The organism is Vibrio qingdaonensis (assembly GCF_026191675.1).
GTDB classification, from domain to species: domain Bacteria; phylum Pseudomonadota; class Gammaproteobacteria; order Enterobacterales; family Vibrionaceae; genus Vibrio; species Vibrio qingdaonensis.
Genome location: NZ_JAKRRY010000001.1, coordinates 178,869 through 194,719, shown reverse-complemented (window position 1 = coordinate 194,719; position 15,851 = coordinate 178,869). Strand labels below are relative to the sequence as shown.

Below are 15,851 nucleotides of genomic sequence, written 5' to 3'. Positions count from 1 at the left end.
GGTAAGGCAAAGGATGTGGAATATGTCTAATCAAACAAGTGACTCTAACCCAACCGTTAACTATCAATATCGCAAGTCGTTCCCCAATTCGCAGCTGGATTATTATGACGCGCGTTCGGCGGTCAATGATATTGAAGCGGGCGCGTACGAGCAGCTCCCGTATACGTCACGGGTATTAGCCGAAAATCTGGTGCGTCGTTGTGACCCATCTGAGTTAGAAGTTTGTCTGTCCCAGCTTATTTATCGACGTCGAGATAAAGACTTTCCCTGGTATCCGGCGCGTGTCGTTTGTCACGACATTCTTGGACAAACTGCGCTGGTTGATTTAGCGGGCCTACGTGATGCCATTGCTAAGCAAGGTGGCTATCCTGCTAGTGTCAATCCAGTGGTAGAAACCCAGCTTATTGTCGACCACTCGTTAGCGGTGGAGCATGCGGGCTTTGAAGCGGACGCTTTTGAAAAAAACCGTGCTATCGAAGAGCGTAGAAACGAAGACCGTTTCCATTTTATAGAGTGGTGTAAAACCGCATTTGAGAACGTCAGTGTCGTGCCTGCTGGTAACGGTATTATGCACCAAATCAATCTAGAGAAGCTTTCCCCTGTTGTACAAGTTAAGCAGGGTGTTGTATTCCCCGATACGTGTGTGGGTACCGATAGCCATACTCCGCATGTCGATTCACTTGGCGTCATCGCTATTGGTGTTGGCGGACTTGAGGCTGAGACGGTTATGCTTGGCCGCCCTTCAATGATGCGATTACCCGATATTGTCGGCGTGCGTTTAATTGGTGAGCGTCAACCGGGGATCACCGCGACGGACATTGTTTTGGCACTGACGGAGTTTCTTCGTGCGCAACGAGTAGTGTCGAGCTATTTGGAATTTTTTGGAGAAGGAACTAAAAATTTAACCATTGGCGATCGAGCAACCATATCGAATATGACGCCAGAATATGGGGCATCGGCCGGGATGTTCTATATTGATGAACAAACTATCAATTACCTTAAGCTCACCGGACGCGATGATGAACAAGTTAAGCTTGTTGAACAGTATGCGAAACACACAGGTTTATGGGCGAAAACACTAGAAAATGTTAATTATGAACGGGTGTTGGAGTTTGATTTGTCTGCTGTGGAACGTACATTGGCAGGACCGTCTAATCCGCATCGACGTTTACCCACTGCGCAGCTTACCCTGCAGGGTATTGCGGGTGAGTGGCAACAACACGCTGACGAAATACCAGATGGCGCTGTCATCATTGCAGCCATTACTTCTTGCACGAATACGAGTAACCCAAGAAACGTGGTAGCAGCTGGCCTTATTGCAAAAAAAGCCAACCAGTTAGGGTTACTTCGTAAACCTTGGGTGAAATCTTCATTTGCTCCGGGATCCAAAGTCGCTAAATTGTACTTAGAAGACGCCGGGTTACTGCCTGAGTTAGAGAAACTAGGGTTTGGTATCGTGGCCTATGCTTGCACAACGTGTAATGGCATGAGTGGCGCACTGGATCCCAAAATTCAAAAAGAGATAGTCGACAACGATCTATACACGACAGCAGTATTGTCTGGAAATCGAAATTTTGATGGGCGCATTCATCCTTATGCGAAACAAGCGTTCTTAGCATCACCACCTTTAGTTGTCGCTTACGCGTTGGCGGGGACGATTCGATTTGATATTGAGCGTGATGCGCTTGGGCTTGATGCATCAGGTCAGCCTATCTATCTGGCTGATATTTGGCCAAGCGACGAAGAAATTGATGCGGTGGTGAACCAGCACGTCAAGCCTGAGCAATTTAATCAAGTTTATATCCAGATGTTTAAACCGGATGAAGCTGAAAAATCCAGCAGTCCTCTTTACGATTGGCGGGCGCAAAGTACCTATATTCGTAGACCGCCCTATTGGGAAGGGGCGTTAGCTCGGAAATGCACACTACAAGCGATGAGGCCGCTGGCAATTTTAGGTGACAACATTACCACTGACCATCTGTCACCTTCCAATGCCATCTTAGCAAGTAGTGCCGCGGGTGAGTATTTAACCACTATGGGTGTACCTGAAGAAGACTACAACTCGTATGCGACGCACCGAGGTGATCATTTAACCGCGCAACGAGCTACTTTTGCTAACCCTAAGCTATTTAATGAAATGGTGGAAGAGCAGGGAACTGTCGTTCAAGGTTCATTGGCGCGTATAGAGCCAGAAGGCAAGGTGACTCGCATGTGGGAGGCGATTGAAACCTACATGGCTCGCAAACAACCATTGATTATTATTGCAGGTGCCGATTATGGGCAAGGCTCGTCTCGAGATTGGGCTGCGAAAGGTGTGCGCTTAGCGGGAGTTGAAGCGATTGTAGCGGAAGGCTTTGAACGGATTCACCGTACCAACTTAGTGGGGATGGGTGTATTACCACTGCAATTTAAAACTGGAACAGACCGAAAGACCTTAGCGCTTGATGGAACGGAGTCTTACGATGTCGCAGGAGAAATTAAGGCGGGTTGCGATCTAGCATTGGTGATCACTCGAGCTAACGGCGAAAAGCTTGATGTGGCCGTGACATGCCGGCTGGATACTGCAGATGAAGTGAAGGTGTACTCCGCTGGCGGCGTTTTACAACGTTTCGCTCAAGATTTTCTAGCTCAGTAGGGGGGATTTATGACGAAGCAAATCAGAGTTCCGGCAACCTACATGCGAGGTGGCACGAGTAAAGGGGTATTTTTTAATTGGCAAGACCTGCCGATAAAAGCCCAACAGCCAGGAGAGGCACGCGATAAGCTGCTTATGCGCGTTATTGGTAGCCCAGACCCTTATGCTAAGCAGATTGATGGATTAGGGGGCGCAACCTCAAGCACCAGTAAAGCGGTGATTGTGTCTAAGAGTGCTTGCTCAGAGCATGATGTCGATTATCTGTTTGGTCAAGTGTCCATTGATAAGGCGTTTGTAGATTGGAGTGGTAATTGCGGTAATTTATCGGCAGCGGTAGGTCCATTCGCGATTCATAGCGGACTTATCGATGAAGAGCGGATTCCTGAAAATGGTGTTGTGCCAGTGAGAATATGGCAAGCCAATATTAGCAAGACGATTATTGCCAATGTCCCTATTGTCGATGGTGAAGTACAAGAGTTGGGTGACTTTGAATTAGATGGCGTGACATTTCCTGCTGCGGAGATCAAGGTCGCGTTTGTCGATCCTAGTGACAGTTCGGGTTCGATGTTTCCAACGGGTAACCTTGTCGATGATCTTAGTGTTCCTGACGTCGGGGTATTCAACGCAACATTGATAAATGCGGGTATTCCGACAATCTTCATTGATGCGCATGAACTTGGTTTAAATGGCGATGAGCTTCAAGATGATATTAATAGTGACCCACACTGGCTCGAAAAATTTGAGGCCATCCGCGCGGTTGGCGCGTTGAAAATGGGTCTGATTGATTCGATAGAACAAGCAAAGACACGACAACACACACCGAAACTGGCGTTTGTTTCACCGCCTAAAAGCTACCTCTCATCCAGCCAAAAGCCAATTAATGCTCATGACGTAGACCTGTTAGTGCGAGCGATGTCTATGGGGAAACTGCATCACGCGATGATGGGTACGGCCGCCGTTGCTATCGCTTGTGCCGCGAGTGTGGAGGGCACGGTAGTCAATTTGGCAGCAGGCGGTGGCGCTCGGCAAGCGGTGACATTTGGCCATCCGTCTGGGACATTGAAAGTCGGCGCGACTGCGTCACAAGCATCAACAGGTTGGACTGTCGATAAAGCTATCATGAGTCGAAGTGCGAGAATCCTTATGGAAGGCTGGGTTCGCGTGCCATCGGATACAATGAATTAGACATATTGGAGGACGCATTATGTCTGCATATCAAAAAGAATATCAGTGGGCCGAACAACAACCAGAATTATTTTGGCAGCATCAGTCAAAAGCGATTGATTGGTTTGAAGCACCAAAAACAATATTAGGAAAAGATGAAAATGGTATTGAACGTTGGTTCCCTGATGGTGTAATGAATACCGCTTGGTTGGCATTGGATTATCATTGCGAACAAGGCCGCGGAGATCATACCGCCCTTATTTATGACTCACCGGTTACTGGGGTTAAGCAGAAAATTAGCTACTTTGTATTAAGAGACAAGGTGGCGAAAATTGCCGGAATGTTGGCTAAGCAAGGCGTGACGAAAGGCGACCGTGTTGTTATCTACATGCCGATGATCCCTGAAGCAGCGATGGCAATGTTGGCGTGCGCACGGCTTGGCGCGATTCATTCGGTAGTGTTTGGTGGATTTGCTCCTAGCGAGCTTGCTGTGCGGATTGAAGATGCGGAACCAAAAGTCATCATGACCGCTTCTTGCGGCGTTGAGATTAACAAAGTTCTGCCTTATAAACCGTTGGTTGATAGAGCGATCATGGACAGCCGATGGAAGCCTGAAAAAGTCTTCGTGCTTCAGCGCGAACAATGTCAAGCTGAGTTGGGTCAAGATCGCGATTTAGATTGGCAAGAGTCATACGACCAAGCCCTACCTCATGCGTGTGTGCCAGTGTTGGCGACGGATCCCCTGTATATTCTTTATACGTCTGGAACAACGGGAAAGCCAAAGGGTGTCGTACGTGATAATGGTGGGCATGCCGTCGCGATGAAATATTCAATGAGTACGGTTTATGATATGCCTACCGATGGTGTGTTTTGGGCGGCTTCGGATGTGGGTTGGGTCGTTGGGCACTCGTATATTGTTTATGCTCCGCTTATTCATGGCTGCACGTCAATATTGTTTGAGGGTAAACCGGTCAGAACACCCGATCCCGGTGCGTTTTGGCGAGTTTGTGAAGAGTATGATGTGACGGTCTTATTCTCAGCGCCAACGGCGTTCCGAGCGATTAAGAAAGAAGACCCAGATGGTTTAGCGCTCAGAAACTATGACCTAAGTCGACTGAAAAGTATCTTCATGGCTGGTGAACGACTTGATCCACCAACCCTTGATTGGGTAGAGCAACAGACGAATAAACCCGTGATTGATCACTGGTGGCAAACCGAAACTGGCTGGGCTATCGCGTCCAACCCGGTGGGTATTGAAGCCATGCCAATTAAAGCCGGTTCCTCCACCAAACCAAGTCCGGGTTTTAAGGTGGAGATATTGAATGAGTTAGGTGAACCTGTTGCAGCCAATCAACAGGGTTTTGTTTCGCTGAAACGGCCGCTCCCCCCAAGCTGTTTGACGACGGTATGGCGAAATCACGATCGCTTTGAATCAGGCTATATGAGCCAATTTGCAGGTTATTATGTGTCAGGTGATGGTGGGTATTTAGATGAAGAGGGGTATTTATTTATCATGGGTCGCGTCGATGATGTTATTAATGTCGCTGGACACCGACTCTCAACTGGTGAAATGGAGGAGATAGTTGGCGGTCATCCAGCCATTGCGGAGTGCGCCGTAGTGGGGGTGCATGATGACTTAAAAGGGCAACTGCCACTTGGCCTTGTGGTATTGAAAGATGGTGTGAAAGTGGACAGTAGTGAGTTAGAGCATGAATTAGTTGGCAAAGTACGACAAGAGATAGGCGCGGTTGCGTGCTTTAAACATGCATTGGTCGTCGAGCGCTTACCAAAAACGCGTTCTGGTAAAATATTGCGCCGTGTTATTCGACAAATTGCGGACGGTGAGAGCTATACCGTGCCATCGACAATAGATGACCCGAGCAGCTTATCTGAAATTGAAAAAGCGCTGCACGCTGACTAACTTGTTGTTAAACGCAGCGTCGACATTAGTTGTCATAAGGAACCGAACTCATGTGCCACATTTTAAGGATATGGTTTGGTTCCTCGCAGAGACCAAATAACACTTGATACCTTGGAGTAAAGGGTTCGCCGATATACGTGGTCCGGCTGAACTTTCCTGTTTTCAGATCGACTTGCGTGACGACTCTGCCTTTAAAATTTTGAAAAATAACGAACTGCTCACTTTCAAAGACACGCTGCTCTTGATAAAACCAAAAGTGGTCACTGGTTGCGGTTAAGGAACACTTCATTGGTAATGCCGCGAATGAATAGGGCGCCCATACTAATAGTGAAAACAGTGAAAACAGTGAAAACAGTGAAAACAGTGAAAACAGCGGTAATGGTCTCATCTTGGTTTTCCTTGGCTTTTTGGTAAGTATAGTCAGTGATTGTCGTGATGTTGTGCCAAGACTATTGGTGATCCTATTTCCTTATGTTTTTTTATTTGCACATCCCTGACAAAACCCTCACACTAGGCGCACATTTGTAAGCAGCGCTCTTTTTTACAACATTTAATCCCGTTATGACCGACTTAACCTTTACTATCCGTTCAGCGAAAACAGACGATTTGGACACGTTGAATGATCTCATGTATGAATTGCATCAGTATCATCATCACGCTGTGCCAGAAGACTTTAAGTCGGCGGAAGAAGTGCAACAAGAAAAGAGCGTTGCTCGTTATCTTGATTCACCGGATTGTTTGGTCCTTGTACTTACCGTTGATGGTTCAGAGTCTTCAGCTAACTCAATCGTTGGTTTTATCACGGCGCAGTTTTGTGAATTGGTATCGCCGATCAGTCGACCTTGTTTAGTCGGGAGTATCGATGAGCTGTTTGTCCTACCCAGTCATCGACAGCACGGTTATGCACAAGCATTGCTCGCACAAGCAGAACATCGCTTAACAGAGTTGGGCGCATCGCAAATAATGGTTGAAGTGTGGGATTTCAATCAATCGGCCCTCAACTTATATAATAAAGAGGGATTTTTCTCTCATATTCATTGTCTTAGAAAAAAAATATAATTTAGGTACTTTTGTGACTCAAATTTTGAGCCATATTGCTTTTACGCTTTTGCTTGCGTTATTAACAATACATCAGAGCTTCGCTTCTTCGAACACCACCGCTGTGACGTCGTCTAAGATGCCAGTGACTGCATTTAATGAACTATCGGATAGCCTCCGACAACCTTTTGTGCATAACGATCCGCCGTTAGCTCCAACAGTGAGAGGGGCGTTATGTCTGGTTCGCAGCGATGATAGAATTTTACTCGTCGATGAAATTGTCACAAATAAATTATCACTCCCCGGTGGAACGATCGAGAATAACGAGAACCCACGGTTAACCGCTCAACGAGAAACATGGGAAGAAGCTGGACTTGTCGTTGTCGTTGGCCGAGAACTTGGAAGAACGGACAGAGCCGTATTTTATGAGTGCTTAGTTGAGTCCGATATCATTGCTTACAGTGAAACCAACTATGGGCGCGGTGTAGAGTTACCGATTTACTTCGCTCCGCATTTTGGTGTGGAAGTTCGCAGCGCCAATTTACTCAGCCCTAAAAGTGTGTCGCCAGTGGAGTACCGCTACCCACAACAATGGCCTTTGGTTGAGGACATGTTTTTGTCATTAAGCAATCAGCCAATTCGTTATATTGATAATTTAATTAGCTCGGCGCCTCGAGTCCATCAAGTGGAACTATCTTGGCTATCAAGCACACAAGAAGCATTAGTGACTGCCCCCAAACAACTCCAAGAAGTGGTGTTATTGGGTGGAAATATCCTCTATGTACTAATTCAGCCCTTATTGCTTCTCGCTTTTTTACCGCTGTTTATCTGGTTGTGGGGGCGGCATTTTACCGCTCAGCTTATGTTTGCCGTGACCGCAACATCATTGTTTATTCTCGTGGCAAAGCAAGGCTTTAGCTTTCCTGTGCCCCACGCTTATCTGCCAACGCTCAATTATAATGAACGCAGTGGATTTAGCTTCCCCGATTTATTGATGGCGAACTGGATCTGTATTTCCAGTATCGTAGTGAGCCAGATAAAACCGAGGCACCTTGGTAAGTTTGCGATTGCAGCTTTTTGGGTCACTATCATTATTGCGTTCTACCAGTTTATCAGTGGTGGAGCCTTTTTATCGGACATGTTTGCAGGTGCTATTATTGGCGCGTTAGTGGGCTGGCATTTTATTCGACACTATTTCAGCCTTACCGTGAGTGAAGATTATACGTTTACAAGCACGAAGGTATGGATAGTCTTAACGAGTATTGCTGCCCTGTTTGCGTATATATGGCAATTCCCTTCATTTTTGAGTTGGTTAGCACTTTGCATTGGGATGTTGCTCTTTGCTGTCGCAAGTAGCTATTGCCCACCACGCTCACGAATGTGTTTGCGAGAATTGTTGTATTCGCTATCGGTAATTTTAGTTATGTTGATAGGCTATTTTCATTTAGAAGATGTGGTAGCGCATAGTGGAATAGGGTCACTACTACTGCAAACCTTAGTCGTTCCTATCATCATAATTGTACCGGCCGTCGTGATGATTTTGTTTCGTAATCAGCATTGTCGTTAACCGTTGTTTCCAATGGTATTGTTGTTTCCAATGGTATTATTGTATTTAGATGGAGACTTGTCTTCGAAGGCTTAATATTTATACTTCCTCTGTTGGCGTATAAAGGCAAATTTTGGTTTAAAACTTGTACTAATCTACAGCTCTAATGAAGAGGAGCATTCAAATGATTATTGCAGTAATAGCAGCGTGCACTGCGCTGATGGCCAATTTAGCCAGTCAATTAAATGGGGCAGCTGACGCGACGATCGATAGTGTTGCGGATATCATGTTTATATAGAGCAAAGGTCTGCATAAAGCAGACCTTTTTGTTTAATATGACTGGATAATCAAGGCGCAATGGTGGTGTTAGTGATTAACAGCCAGTGTGGTATTTGAAGACTTACCAGCGAAGTACAGCTTAGTCTCTTCGATGACAACATTTCTTAGCAGTACAAGGCCAATCAAATTGGGAATTGCCATTAACCCGTTGACGATGTCGGCGATAATCCAAATCATATCTAGATGTAAAAATGCGCCAGATGCCACTAATCCAACGAAGATGATTTTGTAAGGCAATACTGCTTTTGTTCCCATAAGATAAACGACGCAGCGCTCGCCGTAGTAGTTCCAACCTAAAATTGTCGTAAAGGCAAAGAAAATAAGGCCAGTAGAGACCAGAAGCGGGCCCAGAGTGTCGTTATTAAGTCCAATAGCGAATGCATGAGTCGTCATTGCCGCGCCCGCAAGATCACCTTGCCAAGCACCGGTTAAGATCAGTGCCAATCCCGTCATGGTACAAATAATGATGGTATCGATGAACGTTCCCGTCATAGAAATAAGTCCTTGGCGTACACAGCTATCGGTTTGTGCTGCCGCAGCTGCCATAGGGGCGCTACCCAGTCCGCTTTCGTTGGAAAATACGCCACGAGCGATACCAGACTGAATGGCAAGCATGATGCTGGCTCCAACAAAACCACCTGTCGCGGCCGTTCCGGTAAATGCCGACACAATCACAAGTTCAATGGCGCCATACAGCTGGTCTGCGTTGATAATGATGACGCTCATGCACGCAATAACATAAAAGACCGCCATGGCTGGCACGACTTTACCCGCGACTTTAGCTATCGACTTGATACCTCCTAATGTAACAAAGGCAACAAGAATCGTTAGGACGGTTGCTGAAATTTCTCGCGATACCCCGTAGGAAATTTCGCTGGCATCAAGAATGGCATTAACTTGTGGAAAGGTACCAATACCAAAGCAAGCTACGCCTAATGCGAAGACGGCAAACATGGTGGCTAGGACGCGGGAGCCAACCCCGTCCCGAAGGTAGTACATTGGCCCACCCAACATTTGACCTTTGTCGTCAGTCGTACGATATTTAACCGCTAATAAACATTCAGCGTATTTCGTTGCCATACCAAATACGGCCGCGAGCCACATCCAAAATAGCGCGCCTGGGCCCCCCAGTTTAATGGCAGTCGCGACACCAACAATATTCCCGGTACCAATGGTTGCAGAAAGGGCTGTGCACAATGCCGCAAAGCTAGAAATATCTCCATTGCTGGAGTTTTCTTTGGAAAAGATTAAGCGAAGTGCGGTGGGTAAATACCGAAACTGCAGTAAACCGAGCTTGAGCGTAAAATAAACGCCGGTGCCGACTAACAGAATGAGTAATGGTGGTCCCCAAACAAAATTATCGATGGTTTGAAGCGTAGATTGTAGGTTGTTCATGATTTCCCCTTAATAAAACTAAATTTAAGGAGAAGAGAGAAAGGGCAGTCACACTTAGAGGCCGCTTGATGACGGGTACTCTAAATACATGACTACTCATGAAAACGATGAGTTGTTCAATATTGTTTTTCTCTCCTCTGTCCTTTTGCCTGAGAGTTTCACTCAACGTTTGCGTTGAGCTTGCTCCTTCGGCGGCCGCTTTCTACAACAAAGTAGTACGGCTCTCTCCAGAGGTTCCTCCAACAACAGTCCTCACTTTACGCTTCGAATAATTCGAAGTCTGATTTCTCAGAATAAAGCACCTGAAAGATTTACTTCTTCGGTGGGTTTAGTTAACTAAATGTAAAAATCTAGTTAATAACCGCTCTCCTGCTGTCTTCATCGGAACAATTATCTATTTTGTAGATAATCTGCGAAAGCAATCGTAGCGCAGTTAATTAGATAAGTCATGAATAAATTTACAATTTATTTGCACTTATTCGAGTGCAAGCGTTCGCCATTTGTTATATTTGAACAAGTTTCTGACTTAGTGCATCTTACATTAAGTTAGAGTGGTGTAGAGTCAGGTTAACCCCTTGGAAATACGCTATTTTGTTCATTTCTTAGCCTTGTTGCTAAAGGAGGTGTTATGACTCGTTTAATTGCCATTGCATTTTTGGTAACGTTAGCCTTTATGCTTTTTCGTTACCGAACGAATGAAAAGGTTCAGCAAGGTGTGGTCATCACCCTGTTGTCCGGTTTTGCTATTTACGTCGCAACATTAGTGTTTACTGAACTCATTCGCTAATTTATTAACTCGATAGCTAATTTATTAACTCGATAGCTAATTTATTAACTTGATAGCTAATTGTCTCGTCGACGACGTAATTGCCCAGATGATTGTACAAGCGCCATAAGAGGTCTGTGTGGAAAACAAAACGGAAGAGCAAGAACAACATAATGAAGATGTTGTTGTCATTGAACAAAAGGACAAGCGTGCTCGCTTGTACATTGGTATTGCTGCTGCTCTAGGTCTTGCAGCAGGTGGGTTGATTGGCGCGATGATTACTCAAAATGACTGGCAGCAACGCTACCAGGCATTAGACACTCAGTATCAAAGTACACTGAAAGTCACTCAAAAACAGGACTCAGAGCTTACCGAACAATTGGCAAAAGCGGATTCCGACGCGCAACTTAGGCTGCGCCAAGCGGTTGAACTTAAAGTCGCCGCGCATCAAGAAGAGCTTGATAAACTGAATGAAAAAATCACTCAGTTGGAAAAGGCGAACGCGAGTCTTAAAGGCAAGATAGTTACTCAGAAAAAGGCCATCGTCACACAAGAAGAGAAGAACAGTCAATTAGTTCGTAAGACCGATATTCAAAGCTCGATGTTTGAGCAATCTCAAGAGCTGTTTAAACGAGAAAGTGAGTTAAAAACAGAAGTCGCGAAGCTTGAACAAGAGAAAGCGAAACTCGTTCCTGAGAGCAAGTCTCTGAAAAAAGACTGTGATCTATTTTTAGCTGGCACCTCATGGGACGCTAAATCAGACTCTTGTGATCGCCATGACCGTGTGACATCTAGGCTAAGCCAGATAGATCAAATGCTCAAAGTACACAACATGGATCTGAACCACATCGCTACGTTGAAACAAGAGCTCGGTATCCAATAACATCAATTTAGTCGCACGCTTCCCTCACTAACGTTAGCGCTCGTGAAAGTAGTGAGGGTATTTTAGGTTGGTGAGTTTGAACCCTCCCTAAAAATTGTGTAATTGATAACTTTCCGTTTAAAAAATCATTCACTATGAGTCGTAATTGTTAGTCTGATGGGCTGATAGTGAGCGGTATTACCGCTAAATTGAGAAAACAGTCTATCGTCATAGGATGTTTTCTTTTGCCAAAGTCCGCTCGATTTCCAATTACCACACTTGCTCTCCTTGTTTGTTCCTCTGCCCCTTTTGCCGAGCCGGTTCAGTTCGTTAAAGGAAAACCTGCAGTGGTTAACGCTATCAACTATCACCAAGAGCTCGACATCTCTTCTTATTATGTCAGCGAAAAGCTGGATGGTGTCCGTGCTATTTGGACTGGGAGTAAATTGGTAACGCGCTCTGGGCGGGTACTTAATGCGCCAGATTGGTTTACGAGTGAATTGCCTGATATATCGGTTGAAGGGGAGTTATGGGCCGGAAGAGGTCAATTTTCTCAAGTACAACGGACCGTGCTTGATACGGTTCCTGATGATGAGCAGTGGCTAGATATCCACTATATGTTATTCGATGCCCCTGGTCATATGGGGAAATTTGAACAACGCTATCAATTTCTTACGGCGTTTTGCGAAAGCATCTCAGGAACCCACCTTCGATGTGTTGAACAGATGTCATTTGACACCCATGAAGATCTGCAACATTACTTAGGATCACTGACCAGTGCAGGCAGTGAAGGGCTAATGTTAAAACAAAAAGGTGAGTTGTATCACCCAGGACGTAATGCTTCACTGGTTAAAGTAAAAAATGTTCAAGACGCAGAAGCAATCGTCGTTGGTTACAAGCCCAGTAAGGGGAAATATGAGGGGAAAATGGGTGCGATTTTAGTGGAGCTAAGTGACGGCGCTCGATTTTATATTGGGTCGGGGTTTACCGATGCAGAACGCAGTGACCCGCCAAAACTTGGGGATATGGTAACGTTCGAGCACAATGGTTGGACGGAAAATGGTATTCCGCGTTTTGCTCGCTACCATCGGATCAGGCTACCGGAATAGTGATGTGAGTAGCGGTTAATTATGGGTCAAGATCCTATACTTTAGCCTTCTTTAATTGTTACCGACTCGTCGAGTGCGAGAGTAAAGGTTGCCCAGCGGAGAGAGTGAACATGAGTATGCATGAAAAATTAGACTATGTTGAGTTTGCCGCACGGAACTTGACGGCAACTAAATCCTTTTTCAACGCGGTATTTGGATGGGAGTTTCAAGACTATGGCGATGAATATTCTGCGTTTTCTGGACAAGGTATGAACGGTGGCTTTTATCAGGCCGATTTGAACTCAGTTTCAGCGCAGGGTGGTGCCTTATTGGTATTTTATAGCAATAATATCGAAGAAACCTATCAGAAAGTGGTGCTATCCAAGGGGCGTATTATCCGTGAGATTTTTGAATTTCCGGGTGGGTGCCGATTTCACTTCATAGAACCAAGTGGCAATGAGTTTGCGGTTTGGTCGGAGTCTAGATAAGAAAAAGGCGTTAGCGAGTCGCTAACGCCTTAACATATTTGAGTTGCTCTATATCACTTGTTTACGAATCGAGTAATGACTCGCAGTTACTGATGGCCTGCCACTTTGCCGAGTTTTAACCAAGTGTCGATAACCGTATCCGGATTTAATGAAACCGAGCTGATACCTTGTTGCATTAACCATTCCGCAAGGTCGTCATGATCCGATGGCCCTTGACCACAAATTCCGACATATTTGCCTGCTTTTGTGGCAGCATCAATCGACATTTTCAGCATAGCCTTAACCGCAGGGTTGCGTTCATCAAATAAATGAGCGACGTCACCGGAATCACGGTCTAGTCCTAAGGTTAGCTGTGTCATATCATTTGAGCCGATGGAGAACCCATCGAAATACTTCAAAAACTCATCCGCAAGTACGGCATTTGATGGCAATTCACACATCATAATGACCTTTAGCCCTTCTTCTCCACGACGTAGTTCAAATTTAGCAAGTAGGTCAATCACCGATGCTGCTTCACTTGGTGTGCGAACAAAAGGAATCATGATTTCAACGTTTTTCAGTCCCATTTTGTTGCGAACACGCTTGATAGCCTGAGTTTCAAGCTCAAAACAGTCCTCGAAAACCGGAGAGATATAACGAGATGCACCACGGAAACCCAGCATTGGGTTCTCTTCATGCGGTTCGAAATCACGGCCACCTACGAGGTTGCTGTACTCATTAGATTTAAAATCAGACATACGAACGATGACACGTTTCGGCCAGAATGCTGCAGCAATGGTGGCGATACCTTCGGTTAGTTTACTCACGTAAAAGTCGATTGGGTCTCGGTAACCACGAATACGCTGTGTGATCTCGGCTTTAAGTTCATCGTTTTGAGCGTCAAAGTTAAGTAGAGCTTTCGGGTGAATACCAATCATTTTATTGATGATAAATTCGAGTCGAGCAAGTCCTACGCCTTCATTTGGCAATTGCGCGAAGTCGAATGCTCGGTCTGGGTTACCAACGTTCATCATGACTTTGGTCGGTAGCATTGGCAATTCATCAACCTCAGAACGACGGACTTCAAAATCAAGTTCACCTTCATAAACGTAGCCGGTTTCACCTTCCGAACAAGACACGGTAACCAATGCGCCATCTGACAAGGATGTCGTTGCGTTGCCACATCCTACAATCGCAGGAATGCCGAGTTCACGAGCAATGATTGCAGCATGACAAGTACGACCACCTCGGTTGGTCACAATTGCAGATGCTTTCTTCATGACAGGTTCCCAATCTGGGTCTGTCATATCGGTGACGAGTACGTCGCCTTCTTGTACTAGCGACATTTGATCAAGTGAATCGACTAAGCGAACTGGTCCGCTACCAATACGCTGACCGATTGAACGGCCTTCAACCAAGACATCCGCTTTGCTATTGAGCTGGAAACGTTCGATAACATTGGTCTCGCTTTGAGAACAAACGGTTTCTGGTCGTGCTTGCACGATATAGAGCTTGCCGTCGATGCCATCTTTTGCCCACTCAATGTCCATTGGACGCTGATAGTGCTTTTCGATGATCATCGCTTGTTTCGCTAGCTCTTTGATCTCATCATCCGTCAGGGAGAATTGGTTTTGTTCTTGCTCCGTGGTATCAACGATATCGACTTGTTTGCCAATTTCCTGATTCGTGGAGTAAATCATTTTGATCAGTTTAGAGCCAAACGTCTTTTTGACGATCGGTGCTTGGCCGGCGTCTAGTAATGGCTTGTGGACATAAAACTCGTCGGGATTCACCGCACCCTGAACGACCATTTCTCCTAGACCCCAAGCTGAGGTAATAAACACGACTTGGTCAAAACCTGATTCAGTATCAAGCGTAAACATCACACCTGATGACGCTTGGTCTGAACGAACCATGCGTTGAATACCTGCCGATAGGGAGATACCGCGATGATCAAAACCTTGGTGAACACGATAGGAGATAGCTCGATCATTAAAGAGCGAGGCATAGACGTGTTTCGTCGCTTCGAGCACGGCATCAATACCATGCACATTCAAAAATGTTTCTTGTTGTCCGGCAAATGAGGCGTCAGGTAGATCTTCCGCTGTAGCAGAAGAGCGCACCGCGACAGAAAGCGCTGGATTGTCATTAATTAGTTCACGGTAGTTAGAACGAATGTCTTGCTCTAGGTCCGCAGGGAAGGGGGCATCGAGTACCCATTGACGAATGATTGCGCCTGTCTTTCGCAGTGCGTCAACGTCGTCAACGTCTAGTTCATCTAACAGTCCGTGGATACGCTCATCAAGGCCTTCGAAGTCAAGGAATTGATTAAACGCATGAGATGTGGTGGCAAAGCCATTTGGGACAGAAACACCGGCATTGGAAAGGTTAGAAACCATTTCACCTAATGACGCGTTTTTGCCGCCGACTTTGTCGACATCTTCCATGGAAAGTCCATCGAACCAGAGGGTATTATTTTGCATGTCTATCTCCAGAAACATTGCAGCGTAGGGTAATAAGCAATCGTTTACGTATTCAGCCGAAAAATAGATAAGGTTATTTTTCAAAACTGTGGGGGAACGTTCTTGAATGCTAGGGTTTGTTATCGATATTATGTAACGCATCCTACT

At 45.6% G+C, this 15,851-nt stretch carries 12 protein-coding genes and 1 riboswitch; of the genes, 9 read left to right on the top strand and 3 right to left on the bottom strand.

What is annotated here, in order from left to right:
- Positions 1 to 22: 22 nt before the first annotated feature.
- From acnD to MD535_RS00805, 3 genes are read left to right on the top strand one after another with little or no spacing between them, the layout of a single operon-like run.
- The gene (gene acnD / locus MD535_RS00815; protein ID WP_265672988.1) at positions 23 to 2,635 is read left to right on the top strand and encodes a Fe/S-dependent 2-methylisocitrate dehydratase AcnD; all 2,613 of its coding nucleotides are present in this window, start codon (positions 23 to 25) and stop codon (positions 2,633 to 2,635) included.
- Between the two features lie 9 nt (positions 2,636 to 2,644).
- Positions 2,645 to 3,820, top strand: a complete 1,176-nt coding sequence (prpF, locus tag MD535_RS00810; RefSeq protein WP_265672987.1) for a 2-methylaconitate cis-trans isomerase PrpF — start codon at positions 2,645 to 2,647, stop codon at positions 3,818 to 3,820.
- 19 nt (positions 3,821 to 3,839) lie between these two features.
- Complete coding sequence (locus tag MD535_RS00805) at positions 3,840 to 5,720, top strand: propionyl-CoA synthetase (RefSeq protein WP_265672986.1); 1,881 nt, start codon at positions 3,840 to 3,842, stop codon at positions 5,718 to 5,720.
- A gap of 25 nt (positions 5,721 to 5,745) precedes the next feature.
- On the opposite strand, the gene MD535_RS00800 is transcribed toward MD535_RS00805, so the two are convergent.
- Entirely contained in the window at positions 5,746 to 6,108 is a 363-nt protein-coding gene (locus tag MD535_RS00800) for a hypothetical protein (RefSeq protein WP_265672985.1), read from the bottom strand.
- A gap of 173 nt (positions 6,109 to 6,281) precedes the next feature.
- Between MD535_RS00800 and MD535_RS00795 the strand changes: the two genes are divergently transcribed.
- Together MD535_RS00795 and MD535_RS00790 are read left to right on the top strand one after the other, a co-directional pair.
- A complete protein-coding gene (locus MD535_RS00795) occupies positions 6,282 to 6,779 on the top strand; it encodes a GNAT family N-acetyltransferase (RefSeq protein ID WP_265672984.1) in 498 nt (165 codons plus the stop codon).
- A 13-nt stretch (positions 6,780 to 6,792) separates the two neighbouring features.
- Complete coding sequence (locus tag MD535_RS00790) at positions 6,793 to 8,325, top strand: bifunctional NUDIX hydrolase/phosphatase PAP2 family protein (RefSeq protein WP_265672983.1); 1,533 nt, start codon at positions 6,793 to 6,795, stop codon at positions 8,323 to 8,325.
- A 345-nt stretch (positions 8,326 to 8,670) separates the two neighbouring features.
- Here the strand turns inward: MD535_RS00790 and MD535_RS00785 are convergent, their stop codons facing one another.
- Positions 8,671 to 10,038 (bottom strand): alanine/glycine:cation symporter family protein, encoded by a 1,368-nt coding sequence (locus MD535_RS00785; RefSeq protein ID WP_265672982.1) that lies wholly within the window; start codon positions 10,036 to 10,038, stop codon positions 8,671 to 8,673.
- 127 nt (positions 10,039 to 10,165) lie between these two features.
- Positions 10,166 to 10,279: riboswitch (glycine riboswitch) on the bottom strand.
- A 387-nt stretch (positions 10,280 to 10,666) separates the two neighbouring features.
- Between MD535_RS00785 and MD535_RS00780 the strand changes: the two genes are divergently transcribed.
- The 4 genes from MD535_RS00780 to MD535_RS00765 all read left to right on the top strand — a co-directional run bounded on the left by MD535_RS00780 (position 10,667) and on the right by MD535_RS00765 (position 13,242).
- A complete protein-coding gene (locus MD535_RS00780; RefSeq protein ID WP_265672981.1) occupies positions 10,667 to 10,825 on the top strand; it encodes a hypothetical protein in 159 nt (52 codons plus the stop codon).
- A gap of 118 nt (positions 10,826 to 10,943) precedes the next feature.
- On the top strand, positions 10,944 to 11,687 hold the full coding sequence (locus MD535_RS00775) for a chromosome partitioning protein ParA (RefSeq protein WP_265672980.1): 744 nt from the start codon (positions 10,944 to 10,946) through the stop codon (positions 11,685 to 11,687).
- 224 nt (positions 11,688 to 11,911) lie between these two features.
- Complete coding sequence (locus tag MD535_RS00770; RefSeq protein WP_265672979.1) at positions 11,912 to 12,775, top strand: DNA ligase; 864 nt, start codon at positions 11,912 to 11,914, stop codon at positions 12,773 to 12,775.
- 110 nt (positions 12,776 to 12,885) lie between these two features.
- Positions 12,886 to 13,242: a VOC family protein gene (locus MD535_RS00765; RefSeq protein ID WP_265672978.1), complete on the top strand. Its 357-nt coding sequence runs from the start codon at positions 12,886 to 12,888 to the stop codon at positions 13,240 to 13,242.
- 86 nt (positions 13,243 to 13,328) lie between these two features.
- Here MD535_RS00765 and ppsA read toward each other — a convergent pair whose 3' ends face one another.
- The gene (ppsA, locus tag MD535_RS00760) at positions 13,329 to 15,722 is read right to left on the bottom strand and encodes a phosphoenolpyruvate synthase (RefSeq protein ID WP_265673247.1); all 2,394 of its coding nucleotides are present in this window, start codon (positions 15,720 to 15,722) and stop codon (positions 13,329 to 13,331) included.
- Positions 15,723 to 15,851: the final 129 nt, after the last annotated feature.

Bases quoted from the DNA above. Each gene is read 5' to 3' on its own strand.
- MD535_RS00765 (WP_265672978.1), top strand. From the start codon at position 12,886: ATGAGTATGCATGAAAAATTAGACTATGTTGAGTTTGCCGCACGGAAC.
- MD535_RS00800 (WP_265672985.1), bottom strand. From the start codon at position 6,108: ATGAGACCATTACCGCTGTTTTCACTGTTTTCACTGTTTTCACTGTTT.
- ppsA (WP_265673247.1), bottom strand. From the start codon at position 15,722: ATGTTTCTGGAGATAGACATGCAAAATAATACCCTCTGGTTCGATGGA.
- MD535_RS00805 (WP_265672986.1), top strand. From the start codon at position 3,840: ATGTCTGCATATCAAAAAGAATATCAGTGGGCCGAACAACAACCAGAA.
- MD535_RS00780 (WP_265672981.1), top strand. From the start codon at position 10,667: ATGACTCGTTTAATTGCCATTGCATTTTTGGTAACGTTAGCCTTTATG.
- acnD (WP_265672988.1), top strand. From the start codon at position 23: ATGTCTAATCAAACAAGTGACTCTAACCCAACCGTTAACTATCAATAT.
- prpF (WP_265672987.1), top strand. From the start codon at position 2,645: ATGACGAAGCAAATCAGAGTTCCGGCAACCTACATGCGAGGTGGCACG.
- MD535_RS00785 (WP_265672982.1), bottom strand. From the start codon at position 10,038: ATGAACAACCTACAATCTACGCTTCAAACCATCGATAATTTTGTTTGG.
- MD535_RS00795 (WP_265672984.1), top strand. From the start codon at position 6,282: ATGACCGACTTAACCTTTACTATCCGTTCAGCGAAAACAGACGATTTG.